General features: G+C 55.6%; 21 protein-coding genes, 1 tRNA gene, 1 other RNA gene and 2 pseudogenes. 14 read left to right on the top strand and 11 right to left on the bottom strand.

Annotation, left to right across the window (positions count from 1 at the left end; all coding sequences use genetic code 11):
- Positions 1–45 precede the first annotated feature (45 nt).
- Positions 46–152, top strand: a pseudogene (locus CKV94_RS11385) (IS5/IS1182 family transposase); the annotation flags it as partial.
- Here the strand turns inward: CKV94_RS11385 and CKV94_RS07690 are convergent.
- The 4 genes from CKV94_RS07690 to CKV94_RS07675 form a co-directional block, all read right to left on the bottom strand.
- On the bottom strand, positions 150–1,718 hold the full coding sequence (locus tag CKV94_RS07690; RefSeq protein ID WP_003824266.1) for a glycosyltransferase family 2 protein: 1,569 nt from the start codon (positions 1,716–1,718) through the stop codon (positions 150–152). The pseudogene CKV94_RS11385 and the gene CKV94_RS07690 sit on opposite strands and share 3 nt — an antisense overlap.
- 167 nt (positions 1,719–1,885) lie before the next feature.
- Positions 1,886–2,629: an SAM-dependent methyltransferase gene (locus CKV94_RS07685; RefSeq protein WP_003824262.1), complete on the bottom strand. Its 744-nt coding sequence runs from the start codon at positions 2,627–2,629 to the stop codon at positions 1,886–1,888.
- A 117-nt stretch (positions 2,630–2,746) separates the two neighbouring features.
- Positions 2,747–3,040 carry a YciI family protein gene (locus CKV94_RS07680; RefSeq protein WP_003824261.1) on the bottom strand — a complete coding sequence of 98 codons (294 nt, stop codon included), beginning with the start codon at positions 3,038–3,040 and terminating at the stop codon, positions 2,747–2,749.
- Positions 3,041–3,105: 65 nt separating this feature from the next.
- Positions 3,106–3,696, bottom strand: a complete 591-nt coding sequence (locus tag CKV94_RS07675; protein ID WP_003824260.1) for a Maf family protein — start codon at positions 3,694–3,696, stop codon at positions 3,106–3,108.
- Positions 3,697–3,750: 54 nt separating this feature from the next.
- Here CKV94_RS07675 and CKV94_RS07670 point away from each other — a divergent pair, with 54 nt between their 5' ends.
- The 8 genes from CKV94_RS07670 (at position 3,751) to CKV94_RS07635 (ending at position 8,280) form a co-directional block, all read left to right on the top strand.
- Positions 3,751–4,254: a YceD family protein gene (locus tag CKV94_RS07670; RefSeq protein WP_003824259.1), complete on the top strand. Its 504-nt coding sequence runs from the start codon at positions 3,751–3,753 to the stop codon at positions 4,252–4,254.
- Positions 4,255–4,290: 36 nt separating this feature from the next.
- A complete protein-coding gene (rpmF, locus tag CKV94_RS07665) occupies positions 4,291–4,470 on the top strand; it encodes a 50S ribosomal protein L32 (protein ID WP_003824258.1) in 180 nt (59 codons plus the stop codon).
- 226 nt (positions 4,471–4,696) lie between these two features.
- Positions 4,697–5,230, top strand: coding sequence for a phosphoribosyltransferase (locus CKV94_RS07660; protein ID WP_003824257.1), 534 nt, complete (start codon positions 4,697–4,699; stop codon positions 5,228–5,230).
- 95 nt (positions 5,231–5,325) lie between these two features.
- Positions 5,326–6,381, top strand: a complete 1,056-nt coding sequence (plsX, locus tag CKV94_RS07655) for a phosphate acyltransferase PlsX (RefSeq protein ID WP_003824256.1) — start codon at positions 5,326–5,328, stop codon at positions 6,379–6,381.
- Between the two features lie 37 nt (positions 6,382–6,418).
- Positions 6,419–7,162 carry a triose-phosphate isomerase gene (tpiA, locus tag CKV94_RS07650; RefSeq protein ID WP_003824254.1) on the top strand — a complete coding sequence of 248 codons (744 nt, stop codon included), beginning with the start codon at positions 6,419–6,421 and terminating at the stop codon, positions 7,160–7,162.
- Between the two features lie 14 nt (positions 7,163–7,176).
- On the top strand, positions 7,177–7,521 hold the full coding sequence (gene secG / locus CKV94_RS07645; RefSeq protein ID WP_003824253.1) for a preprotein translocase subunit SecG: 345 nt from the start codon (positions 7,177–7,179) through the stop codon (positions 7,519–7,521).
- A 20-nt stretch (positions 7,522–7,541) separates the two neighbouring features.
- Positions 7,542–7,627: transfer RNA gene (locus CKV94_RS07640), tRNA-Leu, on the top strand.
- A 224-nt stretch (positions 7,628–7,851) separates the two neighbouring features.
- Positions 7,852–8,280, top strand: a complete 429-nt coding sequence (locus CKV94_RS07635; RefSeq protein WP_003824252.1) for a tyrosine-type recombinase/integrase — start codon at positions 7,852–7,854, stop codon at positions 8,278–8,280.
- Between the two features lie 211 nt (positions 8,281–8,491).
- On the opposite strand, the gene dxs is transcribed toward CKV94_RS07635, so the two are convergent.
- Positions 8,492–10,372, bottom strand: coding sequence for a 1-deoxy-D-xylulose-5-phosphate synthase (gene dxs, locus CKV94_RS07630; protein WP_003824251.1), 1,881 nt, complete (start codon positions 10,370–10,372; stop codon positions 8,492–8,494).
- A gap of 132 nt (positions 10,373–10,504) precedes the next feature.
- On the opposite strand from dxs, the gene rsgA reads away from it, so the two are divergent.
- Together rsgA and CKV94_RS07620 are read left to right on the top strand one after the other, a co-directional pair.
- Complete coding sequence (gene rsgA / locus CKV94_RS07625; protein WP_003824250.1) at positions 10,505–11,380, top strand: ribosome small subunit-dependent GTPase A; 876 nt, start codon at positions 10,505–10,507, stop codon at positions 11,378–11,380.
- 177 nt (positions 11,381–11,557) lie between these two features.
- Entirely contained in the window at positions 11,558–11,752 is a 195-nt protein-coding gene (locus CKV94_RS07620; protein ID WP_003824249.1) for a hypothetical protein, read from the top strand.
- Between the two features lie 81 nt (positions 11,753–11,833).
- On the opposite strand, the gene ffs is transcribed toward CKV94_RS07620, so the two are convergent.
- From ffs to metX, 4 genes are all read right to left on the bottom strand, one after another.
- Positions 11,834–11,931: signal recognition particle sRNA small type (ffs, locus tag CKV94_RS07615), an RNA gene on the bottom strand.
- Positions 11,932–12,159: 228 nt separating this feature from the next.
- On the bottom strand, positions 12,160–12,438 hold the full coding sequence (locus tag CKV94_RS07610; protein ID WP_003824246.1) for a hypothetical protein: 279 nt from the start codon (positions 12,436–12,438) through the stop codon (positions 12,160–12,162).
- 222 nt (positions 12,439–12,660) lie between these two features.
- Positions 12,661–13,242 carry a methionine biosynthesis protein MetW gene (gene metW / locus CKV94_RS07605; protein WP_003824245.1) on the bottom strand — a complete coding sequence of 194 codons (582 nt, stop codon included), beginning with the start codon at positions 13,240–13,242 and terminating at the stop codon, positions 12,661–12,663.
- Positions 13,229–14,377 carry a homoserine O-succinyltransferase MetX gene (metX, locus tag CKV94_RS07600; RefSeq protein ID WP_035580802.1) on the bottom strand — a complete coding sequence of 383 codons (1,149 nt, stop codon included), beginning with the start codon at positions 14,375–14,377 and terminating at the stop codon, positions 13,229–13,231. The genes metW and metX overlap by 14 nt, the downstream gene beginning before the upstream one ends.
- 25 nt (positions 14,378–14,402) lie before the next feature.
- On the opposite strand from metX, the gene CKV94_RS11545 reads away from it, so the two are divergent.
- Positions 14,403–14,531 carry a hypothetical protein gene (locus CKV94_RS11545; protein WP_003824242.1) on the top strand — a complete coding sequence of 43 codons (129 nt, stop codon included), beginning with the start codon at positions 14,403–14,405 and terminating at the stop codon, positions 14,529–14,531.
- 144 nt (positions 14,532–14,675) lie between these two features.
- On the opposite strand, the gene fba is transcribed toward CKV94_RS11545, so the two are convergent.
- Positions 14,676–15,743 (bottom strand): class II fructose-bisphosphate aldolase, encoded by a 1,068-nt coding sequence (gene fba, locus CKV94_RS07595; RefSeq protein WP_003824241.1) that lies wholly within the window; start codon positions 15,741–15,743, stop codon positions 14,676–14,678.
- 202 nt (positions 15,744–15,945) lie between these two features.
- On the opposite strand from fba, the gene CKV94_RS07590 reads away from it, so the two are divergent.
- Entirely contained in the window at positions 15,946–16,596 is a 651-nt protein-coding gene (locus tag CKV94_RS07590) for a pyrimidine 5'-nucleotidase (RefSeq protein ID WP_003824236.1), read from the top strand.
- 76 nt (positions 16,597–16,672) lie between these two features.
- Positions 16,673–17,212 (top strand): annotated as a pseudogene (locus CKV94_RS07585) (MFS transporter); the annotation flags it as partial.
- A 105-nt stretch (positions 17,213–17,317) separates the two neighbouring features.
- Here the strand turns inward: CKV94_RS07585 and CKV94_RS07580 are convergent.
- On the bottom strand, positions 17,318–17,899 hold the full coding sequence (locus CKV94_RS07580) for a hypothetical protein (RefSeq protein ID WP_003824234.1): 582 nt from the start codon (positions 17,897–17,899) through the stop codon (positions 17,318–17,320).
- Positions 17,900–17,979 lie beyond the last annotated feature (80 nt).

Raw genomic sequence — 17,979 nt, 5'->3', positions numbered from 1 at the left:
GATTGTTCAGGTAGCCTTTTTATCAATCCGCAACGCTTACTCTGCAGATATAGTGGATTAAATTTAAATCAGGACAAGGAGGCGAGCCGCAGACAGTACAAATAGTACGGCAAGGCGAGCCAACGCTGTACTGGTTTAAATTTAATTCACTATAAAAACCGATCTACTCCATTTTCGCACCATACCAACTTCTGCTCCTGAGCAGCGGCCAGCAGGCGGTCGTTTTCCGGCAGGGCGGCGCGTTCGGCTTCGGGGTGGTAGAGGTGATAGGCCACGGCGGCGAATTTCAGGTTGGCACGTTGGCCGCCGTTGTTGAAAAAGCGGGCGACAAATTCGCTGTCTTCGCGCCCCCAGCCGACAAAATCGCTGTTGAAGCCATTGATTTTCAGCGCATCTTCGCGGAAGAAAGCCATATTGCAGCCGCGGATGCCGTGAAAATCATCGCGGGTTTCGCGGCGCAGGATGCGCTGGGAAAACCACGGCAGGCGGCAGGCGGAGAAGCGTTTTTCAAAACGTTTTTCCAAGCCCTTTTCATACCATTTGAGCACGCGGTAGCTTGAAGGGTTGGCCAGCAGCTCGTTGGTTTTCTCCGGCGTGAGGATCACGCGGCTGCCCTGCACAAACAGGCCTTTTTTCGCAGCGTGTTTGTGGTCGGCGATAAATTCGGGATGCAGCACCATATCGCCGTCGATAATCACGATATAGTCGCTGCCCGCCTGCGCCAAGGCGCGGTTGCGCGATTCAGCCAGGCGGAAGCCGTCGTCGGGCTGCCAGGCGTGCAACAGCGGCACCGGGAACTGCGCCCGATAGCGTTCGACCACGGCACGGGTATCGTCGCGCGAGCCGTCGTCGGCCACAATCACTTCCTGCGGCAGCACGCGCTGCGCCAGCACCGAGCGCAACACGGCTTCCAGTGCGTCGGGGCGGTTATAGGTGGTGATGATGAGCGACACGGTAAGCCGCTGGTTGGCCTCGTGCAGCTTGATGTATTTGTAGTAGGCGCCGCTGGCGTTGGCAAAGGCAATCGTCCAGCCGTCGCCGCCGTCGAACATGCCGCGTTTCAAAATATAGTTTTTGAAAAACGCTGCCGCGCCGTGCCCCACCGCGCTGATCACGGAAGCTCGCCGTTTGAATTGCTGCTGTGCGGCAAACAAATCGGTGTAGTGCTGCATTTTGCTGATGAGGGCGGCGGCGCCGTCGAACGAGTAATGCAGGAGCGGATGTTTTTCAGGTAGCCTCACCACGCTGCTGCCGGCCGGTTCGATTAGGGATTCATGCACTTGGTTGTCGTTGAAGCGCACGGTTTGGCGGTGGTAGAGGCGTTTCACCCAATCCGGATACCAGCCGCAGCTTTTGATGGGGCGGCCGCGATAGTGGTTCAGGCGCGGCAGGGCGTAGATTTTGCCGCTGTCGCCCCAATCCAGCGCGCGGATTGCTTCCACTTGCTCGGGCGGCAGGATTTCGTCACTGTCGATATTGAGCACCCAATCGTTGCGCGCCAAACCGGCGGCCAGGTTTTTCATCGGGCCGAAGCCGATAAATTCGTGATGGTGCACGGCCACATTGGGGAAGCGGCGGGCAATGTCGAGCGTGCGGTCGGTGGAGCCGTTGTCGAGCACGATGATTTCGTCAAATGCGGCCAGTGCGGTCAGGCAGGCTTCCAAGTGCCGCTCGGCGTTTTTCACCAGCATGGTGATGCTCACGGGGATGGGGGTCATAAGGCCTCTTCTATTGAATACGATTGGATGGCAAAGGCTACCTGAAAGCGAAGCCTTAACGCCGTTAAAACAAACGAAGTGAGTTTCTGCGAAGCTAAAACGAGCAAATCGGGTTTCGCCAAAAACAAGGCGTTCAAAAGCAGCCGAGCCAAGGTTTCAGGTAGCCTCTACCGCCGTTTGCGGGCAGGCGCAGGCGTTTGGCCGGCGGCATACACCACAAATACGGTCGGCTGCTTGTTCAGGTCGGGCAGTTGCGGCTGTTTGCGCCATTCACCCGCCGTCATGCTGATGATGCGCTGTTCCGGCAGGGTGAGGTTGCTGGCGGCGCACAGCAGGGTATCGGCTTGCAGCGTGGCCACGGCATCGGCCAGCAGGGCGTTGTTGCGATACGGGGTTTCGATAAAGATTTGGCTTTCGTTGCGGTGCTGCGAATCCTGCTCGATGGTTTTCAGGTAGCCTACCCGCCCGGCAGAATCGGCAGGCAGATAGCCGCGGAAGGCAAATTGCTGGCCGTTGGCACCGGAGGCCATCAGGGCCAGCATCAGGCTGGACGGCCCCACCAGCGGCCACACGGCAAATCCGGCGCGATGCGCCAGCGCCACCAGCGCCGCGCCGGGGTCGGCCACCGCAGGGCAGCCGGCTTCGCTGAGCAAACCCATGCTGCGGCCTTGGCGCAGCGGTTGCAGCAAATCGGGCAATTCGGCGGGCTCGGTGTGCTTGTTTAACGTGCGCAGGCTCAGCTCTTGCAGTGGGGCGTTCAAGCCGAAATGGCGCAGGCAGGCGCGGGCGGTTTTCTCGCCTTCAACCACGAAATCGGTGAGCCCGGCCAGCAGTTTTTGCTCGTGCGGCAGCAGGCAGGGGGTATCCGGGCTGCCTAGCGGGGTGGGGATAAGGAATAAAGTGGGTTGCATGGTTTTGTTGCTGGCTCAAGAAAGGCTACCTGAAAGCGAGGCTGCAATAAATTGGCGAAACTCACTGCGTTCGTTTTAACTGTGTTGAAGCTTCGTTTTCAGGTAGCCTGTACCATATCAAAGCGTTTCACGATAGGCCGCCAAATCGGCGGCGGTTTTGGTGGGGATAAATTGGGTGATTTGGTATTCGGCCAGTTTGGCTTGGTAAAACGGGTCTTCGGCAATCACGGCCTCGGCCTGCGCCCGGCTATCGGCACGCATGATAATCACGCCGCCGGTGCGCGGTTCTTTGCGGCCGGAAAGCAAAAACGTGCCGGCGGCATAGTGGCGGTCGAGATAGTCGATGTGGGCGGGCAAATAAGCCTCAATCTCGGATAATGGTTTGATATAGTTTAGGGAAACGATATACATAACTGCCTCCTTGAGTCGTTAAAATATTTTAATGAGGCTACCTGAAATTTCAGGTAGCCTCAAGCTCACAAAACTGCCACCCCTTCGGCCTGCAAAAAATCAATCAGCCGGAAAATCGGCAGGCCGATGAGGGCATTGGGATCGCTGCTGTCGATGCGTTCAATCAGCACCCCGCCCAAACCTTCGCTTTTCGCGCCGCCGGCGCAATAAACTGCATCCGGTTCGCGCTCCAGATAACGGGCGATTTGCTGCGCGGTAAGCGGGCGCATCTTTACCGCGGTGGTATCCACATGGCGGTGCAGGCTACCTGAAAACGTATTGAGCACACACAATGCGCTGTAAAAATGCAACTCTTGGCCAGCGGTTTCAGCCAGCATTTGTTGTGCTTTCGCCACGTCCATCGGCTTGCCCAACTGCCGCCCGTTGCAGCAGGCCACTTGGTCGGCTCCAATAATCAAATGCCGCGGGAAATGCACAGCCAGTGCGCGGGCTTTGGCCTCGGCCAAACGTTGGGCAGTTTGGCAGGGCGTCTCACCAAGCAACGGCGTTTCATCGCAATCAGGTGCGGCGGTGTCAAATTGCAGGCCGAGCTTGGCCAGCTGCTGCCGTCGGAACAGCGAAGAAGAAGCAAGGACAATCGGCGGAGTTGTGTTCATAAACCGTATTAAAATATTGACGTTTCAGGCGGCTGATTATATCATGACACGTTTATGTCAGACCCTATTTTGATTGATCCGAAAGCGCTGGCCGAACAGGCGCAGCATCTGGCCGGCCAAATCCGGCTGAGCGAGATGGATGAGCGCGTGAGCCGGCACGAGTTTTTGGCCGAACGGCAAACTCAGGTGTCTTTTGCCTTACAGGGCGGCTGCGACAAACGGCAGCGCCTGTATTTGGACTTGTCGGTTTCAGCGCAATTGTCGCTGGTTTGCCAACGCTGCATGCAGCCGCTGCCCTTTGCTTTAAACGAACAGGCGCATATCGTTTTGTTCGATAGCGAAGAAGCGCTGGATGAAGCCATGGTGGCCGAAGAAGAGCTCGAAGGCATGCTGCCGGAGGCACAGTTGGATGTCGGCACGCTGGTAGAAGAGCAGATTTTGATGGCGCTGCCGTATGCCCCCTGCCACGAAAGCTGCCATTCTGATAAGCTCGATGCTGTCAATCAAGATCGCCCCAATCCGTTTGCTGCTTTGGCGGCGTTGAAAAGTGGTCGTTAATTATTTTATTCAGGTTTATCCTCAGGAGTTTGCAACATGGCTGTTCAACAAAACAAAAAATCCCCCTCCCGCCGCGGCATGCACCGCGCCCACGACGCGCTGACCGCCCCCGCTCTGTCTGTAGACAGCGCCACCGGTGAAGTACACCGCCCGCACCACATTTCTGCCAACGGCATGTACCGTGGCCGTAAAGTGGTGAAGGCCAAAGACGAGTAAATCAGCCATAGGCCGATTCCAAGCCAGCAGATTGCCCTTAGCAATTACTGGCTTTTTTGCATTGCAAACATAGGGCAGCAAAGCAAGCTGAGTTTTCGGGCAGCCTGAAACGGTTCCAGCCTTGCCGATTAGTTGCCCTCCATTCAGCAGCTGTTTACAATCTGCCGTTACGCAGACGCCTCAACAACGACAACCCCTGCTGCGCCGACCCAACAAAGGATTGAAAATGTCGGAAAAAATTTGGTATACCTACGACGAAATTCATCAGGCCATCCGCCAATTGGCACAAAAAATCCAAGCATCCGGCACCCGCTACGATGCGATGATCGCCATCGGCGGCGGCGGTTTTATCCCCGCACGGATACTGCGCAGCTTCCTCAATATTCCAATCTACGCCATCACCACCGCCTATTACTGCAACGACCAGGGCCACACCACTCGTGATTCCGTGCAGAAAGTCCAATGGCTCGACCCCATGCCGGAAAGCCTGAAAGGCAAACACGTTTTGGTGGTGGACGAAGTGGACGACAGCCGCGTTACCCTGCAATTCTGCCTCGAGCAGCTGCAACAAGAAGACTTTGCCTCGATGGGGGTGGCTGTATTGCACGAAAAAATCAAAGCAAAAAAAGGCATCCTCCCGCCCGATATCGCCTATTTCAGCGGCCTGGTTACGCCCGATTGGTGGATCAACTACCCCTGGGATGCCGACGACATCACCGAACACAACGCACTAGCCGCTCAAAAACCGCAACTGCCCTAAGGGCTACCTGAAACCATCCGTCCGCCGCTATTCCATTCTATTTTTCAGGTAGCCTCATGGCACGGCAACGGAACACAACAGAAGCACAGAATCCAATGATTACTTTAGCCATAGACGCCATGGGCGGCGATGCCGGCCTTACGGTTACCATTCCGGCAGCCTTGGCCTTCCTGCAAGAAAAAACCGATGTCAAACTCATTCTGGTAGGCGATGAAGAAGCCGTCCGCAGTGCGCTGGGCGAACACGCCTCACACGAGCGGCTGCAAATCATACATGCCAGCCAAGTGGTGGGCATGGACGAAGCCCCGCAGTCGGCCTTGAAAAACAAAAAAGACTCCTCCATGCGTGTGGCCATCAGCCAGGTGAAAGAAGGTGTTGCACAGGCCGCTGTATCTGCCGGCAACACCGGCGCACTAATGGCCACCGCCCGCTTCGTGCTCAAAACCCTGCCCGGTATCGACCGGCCGGCGATTGCCAAATTCATGCCCTCCAAAGGCGGCGGTCTCGCCCTGATGCTGGATTTGGGCGCCAACGTGGATTGCTCCGCCGCCCAGCTGCTGCAATTTGCCGTAATGGGTGGAGAGCTGTTCGGCGCCATGTATCCGCGTAACAGCCAACCGCGCATCGGCCTGCTGAATGTCGGCACTGAAGACATCAAAGGCGGTAGCGTAATTAAAGAAGCACACCACCTGTTGCAACAAAGCCCGCTGAATTTTGTTGGTAATGTGGAAGGCAACGCTGTATTCAGTGGCGAAGTTGACGTTGTGGTGGCCGACGGCTTTACCGGCAATGCCGTACTAAAAGCCATTGAAGGAGCGGTTAAATTCATCGGCGGTATTATCCGCGAAGAGTTCAGCCGTAACTGGCTGAACAAACTTGCCGCCCTGCTGGCACTGCCCACCCTGCGCGGCTTCAAAAACCGCCTCGACCCGCGCAAGTTTAACGGCGCCATCTTCCTCGGCCTGCGCGGCATCGTGATCAAAAGCCACGGCGGCGCAGACGTAGAAGCCTTCAAATATGCCCTGCTCGAGGCCTACCACGAAGTCGAGTCCGACTCCATGGCCAAAATCGAACAAGGCATCGCCACCCAAATGGCACGCCTGACTGCCGCAGCAGAACAAACTCAAACCGTAACCAACCCCGCAGAATAAGCCCACGACCATCCCACAACCGAAAGGACGGCACAGCATGAATTGGCAACAACCCTGGATTATTGGCAACTGGAAAATGAACGGCCGCCGCAGCTCAACAGCGGCATTCGCCCAAGCTTGGGCGGCACAAAGGCTACCTGAAAACGTCTGCACCGGTATTGCCGCCCCCCTGCCCTATCTGCTCGACTTAAAACAAGCTGCGCCCGCTCTGCCCGTCGGCGCACAAGATGTCAGCCGATTCGATAAAGACGGTGCGTTTACCGGAGAAACCTCTGCTGCCATGCTGGCCGACCTTGGTGCACAATTCGTTCTACTCGGCCACTCTGAACGCCGCCAATATTTCGGCGAAAACAACGAGACCCTCTCTGCCAAATTAGACAATGCCTTAGCCGCCGGCCTCACCCCGATTCTGTGCGTGGGTGAAACCCTAGCCCAACGCCAAGCTGCGCAGGAGCAAGCTGTAGTGGCCGAACAACTCTCCGTATTGCGCGGCAAAGCCATGCCCCATATTGCCATTGCCTACGAGCCAGTATGGGCTATCGGTACCGGTCAAGTGGCCTCAGCCGAACAAATTGCCGCTATGCACGCTTTTATTTACGCAGAGCTCTTGTCTTTCGCCAACAAGAGTGCTAATATCCGCGCTCTTTACGGCGGCAGTGTCAATGCACAAAATGCACAAACCATCCTGAACCTGCCAAATGTAGACGGTGCCTTAGTCGGCGGCGCATCCTTGCAGACCGACAGTTTTGCCGCAATCGTTCAAGCCGCAGCAAAACAATAGATAGCGAAACAAACATGGAAGCTTTCAAAACCCTTATTATGATTATCGGTGGCTTTGCCTCGATTGCTGTCATTGGCCTGGTACTGATGCAGCAGGGCAAGGGTGCTGATGCCGGTGCCGCTTTTGGCACTGGTAGTGCGCAAGGCGTATTCGGTTCTGCCGGCAGCGCCAACTTCCTCAGCCGCAGCACCGCTATTGCCGCTACTGTATTTTTCTGCTGCTGCTTGGCACTCAGCATTATTTCATCCAAGCAGGGCAGCGGTAACAAACTGGGTTTGGATGCACCTGCTGCAGCACAGCATCACGCTCCGGCTGCTTCGCAACCCGCAACAGCCAGCCAACCGGTTATTCCGGAGTAAAAACAAATTCTGATTTTTCAGCCGACATGGTGGAATTGGTAGACACGCTATCTTGAGGGGGTAGTGACCGTAGGTCGTATGAGTTCAAGTCTCATTGTCGGCACCATCAAATAGAAACAGCCCAATTTTTTGGGCTGTTTTTTTACGTCTAACGCCATCCAATGCAATTAGCTAAATTCAATACAGACAAGGCTTTCAGGCTGATTCAGCCCATCCTTTCCCCTTCCCTATTCAGCTAATCTCGTCTAATGCCGTCTAATTGAATTGCCCCCTTTTATGGGGGTATGATTGGGGGTATCCAGAAAATACCCTCAAAAATATACCCCCAGAATGCCCCTGAACGACCGCCAAATCAAGAACGCGAAACCTACCGGCACAGGAAAGAAAGCCAAGCTGTTTGACGGCGGCGGCATGTATCTGGAAGTTACCCCGGCAGGCGGCAAAATCTTCCACCTGAAATACCGTATCGACGGCAAAGAAAAAACGCTGACTATCAGCAAGTATCCTGCCGTTTCCCTCTCCGAAGCACGGCAGGCTGCCGAAAACGCCCGCCGTCTGCTGTCAGACGGGCAAGACCCCGCCGCCGCCAAGCAACAGGAAAAACAAGAGCGAAAAGCTGCCGCCCTAAATACCTTTGAAGCCCTTGCCCGCCGTTGGCATACCGACAACCTGCACCGCTGGCAGCCCGTTCACGCCGAACGTATCCTTACCGATATGCAAAAAGACGTGTTTCCCCACATTGGGCAAAGCCAAGCGTGAGCTGCTGGAAAGCGGGCTGATAGCCGTATCAAGACAGGGCGGCAAGAACCAATGCACCTTAACGCCTCCGATATCCAGAGTTTGACGGTGAAGAGCTAACACCCATCCAACTTCAAAGAACAATTTAATCCTGTTATTAAAGACAATTAAAGGCTACCTGAAAGTTTTCAGGTAGCCTTTTCACTATCATCTCATATTACGATAGCTACATTCAGCTCACTGATTGTGCAAATGTCTCAATCCGTGCTGCCAGTTTCTCGGCGCTCAATCCCAAGTCATCTAGCAGGATGGCCGGATCGCCATGGCCGGTAACGATGTCTTCAATGCCCAACAGCAACACAGGCAAGTGGCAATCTTGTTTGGCCAGCACTTCCAACACCGCGCTGCCGGCTCCGCCTTGCACGGCGTTTTCTTCAATACACACCAGTCGCTGGTGGGTGGCGGCCAAATCGGCAATCAATTCTTCGTCCAGCGGTTTCACAAAGCGCATATCGGCCACGGTTAAGTCCAGCTGTTCCGCTGCCCGCAACGCGGGTTGCACCATACTACCGAAGGCCAACACGGCAGTTTCCCTGCCCTGCCGCCGCACCACGCCTTTGCCTACCGGCACGGTATCCAAGCCGCTGCTGATTACCGCGCTGCCGCTGGCACCGCGCGGGTAGCGCACGGCAGTGGGGCAATCCAACGCGTAGCAAGTGGAAAGCAGCAGGCGGCATTCTTCGCCACTGCTGGGGGCAGCCAGCACCATATTCGGGATACAGCGCAGGAAGCTCAAATCGTAGGCACCAGCATGAGTAGGGCCGTCGGCGCCAACGATACCGGCGCGGTCGATGGCGAACAATACTGGCAGGTTTTGCAATGCCACGTCGTGCACCAGTTGGTCGTAGGCGCGCTGCAGGAAGGTGGAGTAAATCGCCACCACGGGTTTTATGTTGCCACAGGCCAGGCCGGCAGCAAAAGTAACAGCATGCTGCTCGGCAATACCGACATCGAAATAGCGTTCGGGAAAGCGTCGCTCAAACTCCACCAATCCGCTGCCTTCACGCATGGCAGGGGTAATGGCGACTAATTTGCCATCTGTAGCGGCTTGGTCGCATACCCATTGGCCGAAAATTTGGGTGTAGCTCAACGGGGCAGCGCCGCCGCTTACCGGGCCTTGGTCGGGATTAAATTTGCCCACGGCGTGAAAACCGACCGGATCGTTTTCAGCCAGTTTGTAGCCCTGCCCTTTTTGCGTGAGCACATGCAAAAGCTGCGGGCCTTTGCGCTGTTTCATCTCTTTGAGCACAGCCACCAGTTGCCGCACGTCGTGGCCGTCCACCGGACCGGTGTAGGTGAAGCCGAAGTTATCGAACAGGGAATCGGGGCGGATGCGCGAGCCGTCGAGCACGCTTTTCAGCCGCTGCTCCACTTTCTGCGCGATGTGCAGCGCACCGGGCAGTTTGTCGAGCACTTTTTCGGATTTGTGTTTGATGCTGCGCAGCGTATCGCGCCAGTCTTTGCCCTGGCTGCCGGCAAGGTATTTGGGGAAAGCACCCACATTGGGGGAAATCGACATTTCGTTGTCGTTGAGGATAACCAGCAAATCGGTGTCCATATCGCCGGCATTGTTCAGCGCTTCAAAAGCTTGGCCGGCAGTCATGGCTCCATCGCCGATAACGGCCACGCTGCGGTTGAGGCTACCTGAAAGTTTATCGGCCACCGCCATGCCTAATGCCGCACCGATGGAGGTGGAAGAATGACCAACGCCGAAATCATCGTATTCCGATTCGCTGCGCTTGGGGAAACCGGCCAAGCCGCCGTATTGGCGCATGGTGTGCATACGATTGCGGCGCCCGGTGAGCACTTTGTGCGGATAACTTTGGTGGCCTACGTCCCAAATTAAGTGGTCGTTAGGCGTGTCGTACACATAATGCAATGCCACAGCCAGCTCCACCGCGCCCAGATTACTGGCGAAATGGCCGCCGGTCTGGCTGATGCTCTCCAGCAGGAAGGTGCGCAGTTCGGCGGCCAGCTGCGGCAGCTGGTCTTCGCGCAAACGGCGCAAATCCTGCGGATAGTCGATGGTATCGAGAAGCGGCGTGGTAGTCATGGTGTGGCGGTTCCCTATTGATTGGGATAAATAAAGACGGATTATATAGCCATTCTGCCCGGCACGGCAGGCAAATTGGCATCAATACGCCAATCCTTGCTATGATGGCACTTTCCCACCCGGCCCTCCGTCATGACCGACACTGCCCAAATCATCACCAGCTACGGCCGCCGCTTTATCGTGCGCACTGCCGACGGCCACTCCTTCGAGGCCACTACCCGCAAAAAACGGGTGGACTTCGCCTGCGGCGACCAAGTACACATCACGCCGCTGAATGCCGAGCAGGCGGTGATTGAAGATTTCCTGCCGCGCCGCAGCCTGCTCTATCGGCAAGATGCTTGGAAAACCAAGCTGATTGCCGCCAATGTGAGCCAACTGCTGATTGTACTGGCTGCCGTGCCCACGCCCAGTGAGCTGCTGTTACAACGTGCCCTGCTGGCAGCAGAAGCGGCCGATATCGGTGCTGTGATTGTGTTGAACAAAACCGATTTGCCGGAAACGGAACAATGGCGCAGCAAACTGGCATTTTACGAAAGCTTGGGCTATCCCGTGTTGCCTGTCAGCGCCATGCAAGATGCTGACACCCTGCTGCCGGTGTTGAATGGCCACACCAGCATCCTGTTGGGCCAAAGCGGCATGGGCAAATCCACTCTGATTAACGCCCTGCTCGGCCAAAGCATTGCCCGCACCAACGAAATCTCCAGCGCCCTCGATTCCGGCAAGCACACCACCACCCACGCCCAGCTCTACGACCTAAACGAAACCACCCGCATCATCGATTCCCCCGGTCTGCAGGAATTCGGCCTGCACCATCTTCAGGTAGCCTCCCTGCCCCACTACTTCCCCGATATGCGCGGCTTCATCGGCCAATGCCGGTTCCACAACTGCAGCCACCGCCAAGAGCCCGGCTGCGCCATCAAAGCTGCTGTCGAAGCCGGCCATATCCGTGCAGACCGCTTGCAGCTTCTGCAACAGCTGACTGATGAACTATCCATGAAGAAATGGTAGCCCTCTAAGGCCGCTTACCGACACGACTGCATTTACATAGCTCTGCATATCTTTACCCTCCCGAACCTTGCGCAATCAGAATAGATAATTTACCATTTTTACAAAAGCAATCTATCAGATAACATTAATGATTTATCTGTTTGCACTAAAAAATAACAGCTTTAAAGAGAGTAAATTATGCCAAAAAAGATCACCAACTATGTTGTAACCATTGCTGATGCCATCAACAGCAACCAAAACCGTCAAGTTGTGTTACAGCTGCCGCGCGAGGAAGTGCGCTATCTGAACCAGGCCGAATTTAAAAAATTCGTGGCCGACAAATGTCAAGTGAGCGCATTTAAAATTCACTCTATCGAGCGTTTTTACAAATAAGCTCTTGCTGAAATGGTTTCGGCTATTCTTCCATACATAGCAAAACCGCTCCGGCGTGATACCGGAGCGGTTTTTATATGAGGTGGCGAGCCGGAGCCCCGGCACTGCTGAATTCAGGGTGGGCTGCTTGCTTCCGCACCTGACCCCTTGTCCCAAACCTGCATGCGGGGAGACCCGCCATAAGAAGTGCGGATTATACGGAGCCAAATGCGTTTTGCCAAGACGGCACTATTTTCAGGTAGCCTCAACTGGCATAGCTGACGAGTGCAAACTCAGCTGCCACAGTCTTTCAGGTAGCCTGCGCTATCACGAAGATAAAACCTACCTGCTTACCCAACACTCATAAAAAGGCTACCTGAAAGCCTAATCCAGCTTTCAGGTAGCCTTTTTATAAATCAACAGCTCAATTACTGTCGGAACCCTTCCAACACCTTAACGCGGAATATCGGAAACTCATCCAATTCATCCAACACGAACAGCTGGGCATCATGTTCTTTTTCAAACCCTTTTTCAAATTTTTCCAACAGTGTGGTGCGGGCGTTGCTAACATCGTATTTCTTGGTGATTTTCAAGCGTGCTGCCCATTGGCGGCGTGCCGGATCTTCAATAATCATCATCAGGCAGTGCAGCTCAAAGTCACCTTTATCGTCGTTACCGGAAAATTTGTCTGAAAAATTGCGCAACATACTACCTTCTCTCCCTTTACATTAAAAAATGTATAAAAAATCTAATTTGATTATAAATATATAAAAATTTTAATTTGATTATACGTTTTGCCCGCAGGCGATGCTATTGCCTGCGGGCAGATACTTTTGACTTAAATCAAACAAATGGCGAATTAGGTATGTTGTAAACAATTTCTCCAACAATAAATACAACAGACTGAATTATAAGAACAAATCTATCATTCAACCCACACGATAAAACGCCAGGCTACCCATTAAGTTTGGCAGACAGGATACACGCCGGCCGCCGGCCATCACCGCGCGTTCCAGCACGCGGATGCGGTTTTTCGCGCACAGGCGGTCGAAATCGCTGAGGGTACACCAATGAATATTCGGCGTGTCGTACCAATCATAGGGCATACGCTCGCTCACCGGCATATGCCCGCCGAAGGCTACCTGAAAACGGTTGCGCCAATAGCCGAAGTTGGGGAAGGTAACAATCGCTTCCTTGGCCACGCGGGTGAGGTCGCGCAGGATGGTTTCCACGTTTTGCATGGCCTGGATGGTTTGGCTGAGCACAATCACATCGAAGCTGCCGTCGCCGAACGCCTGCAAACCCTGCTCCAAATCGGCCTGAATCACGTTCACGCCGCGGGCGATGGCAGCAATTACGCTGTCGGTATCAATTTCCACACCGTAGCCTTTGCAGTTTTTGTGTTTTACCAGAGCGTGCAGCAATTCGCCGTCGCCACAGCCCAAATCCAGCACGCGACTGCCAGCGGGAATCCAGTCGTAAATCAGTTGCAGGTCGTCACGCAGATTCATGCGCCAACTCCTTGTGGATATTATCTATATAGGCTTTCACGGCTTTCAAATACGGCTCGTCTTCCATCAGGAAGGCATCGTGGCCGTGGGAAGATTCGATTTCGATGTATTGCACGTCTTTTTCCGCGCTAATCAGGGCTTTCACCAATTCATGCGAACGTTCCGGCGCAAAACGCCAGTCGCTGCTGAAGCTGGCCACGAAGAATTTGGCCTGCACGCCTGCGAGCGCAGTGTGCAGGTTGTGGCCGAAATCGGCGGCGGGATCAAAATAATCCAGCGCCTTGGTCATGAGCAGGTAGGTGTTGGCATCGAAGCGGTCGGCAAATTTGTCGCCCTGGTAGCGCAGATAGCTTTCCACTTCAAATTCAATACCGTATCCGTATTGCAGCTCGCCACTCCTCATTTGACGGCCGAACTTCTTGCCCAGCCCGTCTTCAGCCAGATAAGTGATGTGCCCCATCATGCGGGCAATCTTCAGGCCGCGCCGGGGAACGGCTTGGCGGCTGGCGTAGTGGCCTTCGTGGAAGTCGGGATCGGTGAGGATAGCCTGGCGGGCTACGTCGTTAAATGCGATATTTTGAGTGGACAATTTGGGCGCGGACGCAATCACCAACGCGTGGCGCACGCGCTCGGGGAAGTCGATTGTCCATTGCAAGGCCTGCATGCCGCCTAGGCTGCCGCCCATCACCGCCGCCCATTGTTTGATACCGAAATGGTCGGCCAGCATGGCTTGCGAGCGTACCCAATCTTTTACGGTCACCATCGGGAAATCGGAACCGTAGGGCTTGCCGGTGGCTGGATTGGTGCTCAACGGGCCGCTGCTGCCGGCGCAGCCGCCCAAATTGTTGAGCCCGACCACGAAAAAGCGGTTGGTATCCACCGGTTTATTGGGGCCGACCATGTTGTCCCACCAACCGGGGTGTTTGTCGTCCGGATGATGGCGGCCGGCCACGTGGTGCGTGCCGGACAGGGCGTGGCAAATCAGGATGGCGTTGGACTTATCGGTATTGAGTGTGCCGTAGGTTTCAGTAATCAAATCAAAACGGGGCAGCGTGTCGCCGTTTTGCAGGGCAAAGGGCTGTTCGAATGCAATGGTTTGCGGGGTAACGATGCCCACAGAAGCGGGTGGGTTCATAAATGGAAATTGGCGTGATTAATTTGTGTGGATTATAGCGGATGAGGCGGGGAAATTCATGGTGGGCAACGGAAAAGGCTACCTGAAACTGCTTTTGGGCTGCTCTACCGATTTTTCAGGTAGCCTCTTGTCCCAAACCAAACAGGCTACCTGAACCTATTTCAGGTAGCCTGTTGCATCATTCAAATCAAGCTATAGCAGACTACATTTAAACCGGTATCGCGTTGGCTCGCCTGACTGTACGCGCGTACTGCCTGTGGCTCGCCGCCTTATCCCGATTTAAATTTCATCAGCCATATTACTTCGCCACCACTTGGTTCAGCTCGCCTTTGGCATAACGGGTAGCCATTTTTTCCAGCGAAATCGGTTTGATTTTGCTGGCCATGCCTTCGCAGCCGAAGGCCTGATAGCGGGCCAGGCAGATGCCTTTCATGGCTTCGATGGTTTTGGCCAGGTATTTGCGCGGGTCGAATTCGGCTGGGTTTTCGGCTAAGAATTTGCGGATTGCCCCTGTGCTGGCCAAGCGCAGGTCGGTGTCGATGTTCACTTTGCGCACGCCGTGTTTGATGCCTTCCACGATTTCTTCCACCGGCACGCCGTAGGTTTCGCCGATGCCGCCGCCGTGTTCGTTGATCACTTTCAGCCATTCCTGCGGCACCGAGCTGGAGCCGTGCATCACGATATGCGTGTTCGGCAGGGCGGCATGGATTTCTTTGATACGGTCGATGCGCAATACGTCGCCTGTGGGCGGACGGGTGAATTTGTATGCACCGTGGCTGGTGCCCACGGCAATCGCCAGCGCATCCACGCCGGTGTCGTTCACGAAGCGCACGGCATCTTCCACACTGGTGAGCATTTGGTCGTGGCTCAATTTGCCCACTGCGCCCACGCCGTCTTCTTCGCCCGCTTCGCCGGTTTCCAAGTTGCCCAATACGCCGATTTCGCCTTCAACCGACACACCGCATGCATGGGAGAAGTTCACCACGGTGCGGGTAACGTCCACGTTGTATTCGTAAGAAGACGGGGTTTTGCCGTCGGCCAGGAGCGAACCGTCCATCATCACGGAGGAGAAGCCCAGCTGGATAGAGCGCTGACACACATCGGGCGAGGCGCCGTGGTCTTGGTGCATCACCACGGGAATATGCGGAAACTCTTCCACTGCCGCCAAAATCAGGTGGCGCAAGAAGGGGGCGCCGGCATATTTGCGCGCGCCGGCGGAAGCCTGCACGATAACGGGCGCGTTCACTTGGTCGGCCGCTTCCATAATGGCGCGCATCTGCTCCAAGTTGTTCACATTAAAAGCGGGCAGGCCGTAGCCGTGTTCGGCGGCATGGTCTAAAAGCTGGCGCATGGATACCAGAGCCATAGCAATCTCCTGAATGATAATTGGTTGTGAAAATCAGTGGGATTATAGCAGCAAACCGCCCCGATGGCGGGAGTGTGAGCTGCACCAATTCAAATTGGGCATGGCAGCAGGTCGCAGCGGCAAGTATGGCACGGCGGCAAAGCAGTAGAATACTCATTTGCAGCAGCTATATAATTCGGTTTTTTATTTTTCAGGTAGCCTCATGCCGCCCTCCCAGCCCGTTTGGCTGTTCGACCTAGACGACACCCTGCACTGCGCCGATGCGGGCATTTTCCGCCTCATCAACCGCCGCATGACCGAATTCATGGCACGCGAACTGAGCCTGAGCCTGCCCGAAGCTTCCGATTTGCGCGAGCACTATTGGCAACTCTACGGCGCCACACTCGGTGGTTTGCAGCAGCACCATCCGCAGGTTTGCCCCGCCGAATTCCTGCGCCAAAGTCATCATCTGCCCGAACTCATCACCGCCTTGCAGCCGATGCCGCACACCGATACCGCGCTCGCCGCCCTACCCGGTCGCAAAGCCGTGTTTTCCAACGGCCCTGCGTTTTATGTGCGCGCCCTGATCGAAGCCATGCGGCTGGGCAGCCATTTTGAAGCCCTGTTCGGCGTGGACGACCTTGCCCTGCACTACAAGCCGCAGCCGCAAGCCTTCCATCTGGTGTGCGCCGCGCTGGCCGTGCCGCCGCAGCAATGCGTGCTGGTGGACGACAGCCCCGCCAATCTGCAAGCGGCCAAAGCTTTGGGCATGCGCACGGTGTGGTTCGGCAGCCGTGCCCAGCCACAGCCCTGTGCCGACCATATCGCCCGCGATATGTTCGAGCTGCAGGCTATGACTGGAAAAATCATGTAAAATCTGTATCTTGCATTCCAATACTGGATTTCAGGTAGCCTCTTGGCCATAATCGAATAACAAGAAAGAACACCCCATGCAACACACCGATTCCGCCAACACCCAACACGAATATTTCGCCAACCGCCCCGGCTTCCCCGCCAAAACCATCGTGGCCACGCTCTTTATCGGCGCCTTCTTCGGCTACCTGAACGACACCCTGCTCAACGTGGCGCTCACGCCCATCATGCGCGATTTCCACATCGATAAAACCACCGCCCAATGGCTCACCACCGGTTTTCTCCTGGTGATGGGCGTATTCACGCCGATTACCGCCGGCGTCATCCAATGGTTTGAAACCCGCAGAATGGTACTCATCACCCAAGCCACCTTCCTCGCCGGCTCGCTGATTTGCGCCCTCGCGCCCAATTTCGGCGTGCTGCTGGCCGGGCGCATGGTGCAGGCCATCTCCGCCGCCTTCTTCGTGCCACTGCTGTTTAACGGCATCCTCAACATCTTCCCGCCCAACCGGCACGGCACGGCCATGGGCGTAATCACCATGATGTTCACCGCCGCCCCCGCGCTCGGCCCCACTCTCTCCGGCATCATCATCAACCACACCCACTGGCGTGTGATCAAGCCGCACAGCAAAAGCAGCGATTAGAATTTATGCCCAACCAAGCAAAAGGCTACCTGAAAACTCACAAAACTCGTTTCAGGTAGCCTCTTGCTTATTACATCATCACTCCGATGCACATCCTTCGCCACGGCACGGCGGGCACGACGGCCGCTCGTGGTAGCTGGCAGCCAAAGCCAGGAGAGCGGTTTCCACAGCCGCCGCATCTGCCTGCGCGGGGATTTGCGCCACAAAATAATTCACCGAACGGCTGCCCGGCAGATAAGCCACCAGCTCCTGCCCGCCGTTGCTGTAAACGGTAAACCGCCACAACTCGCCGCTCACCCCGTCGCGGGCACGGATACGGCGCAGCATGGCCGGCTGTATGCGCTCATTCGATTGGGCATATTGTGCCACCACATCATTCACCTGCCCGCGCACGGCCGCAGTAAAACTCTCGCTCGGCTTGCGGCCGATGCTGCCCGCGTAAATCATCACTCGCGCCGCACGCAGCCTGCCGTCTTGCGGCAGAAATACCATCGGCACGCCCTTATCGGCCAGCAGCCGGTTATCCTGCGTCCAGCCTGCTGGCACGTGGAAACCATAACAATGGTTTGCCCCATAGGCATAGCCCGTGTCCCATGCCGGAGCAGCATATGCCCCGCTCATCGCCGCACAAGCGGCCAACACCAAACCCAAACATTTCATGATTTTCTCTTTTTTTCCAATTAATTAACCGGCAAACTGCCACCCTGATACTGTATACCATTCCACCACCTACGTATCCA

Origin of the sequence: Eikenella corrodens, from assembly GCF_900187105.1 — a bacterium.
Taxonomy (GTDB): domain Bacteria; phylum Pseudomonadota; class Gammaproteobacteria; order Burkholderiales; family Neisseriaceae; genus Eikenella; species Eikenella corrodens.
The sequence above is the reverse complement of the archived record's forward strand: the minus strand, read 5'-3'. Positions and strand labels throughout refer to the sequence as shown.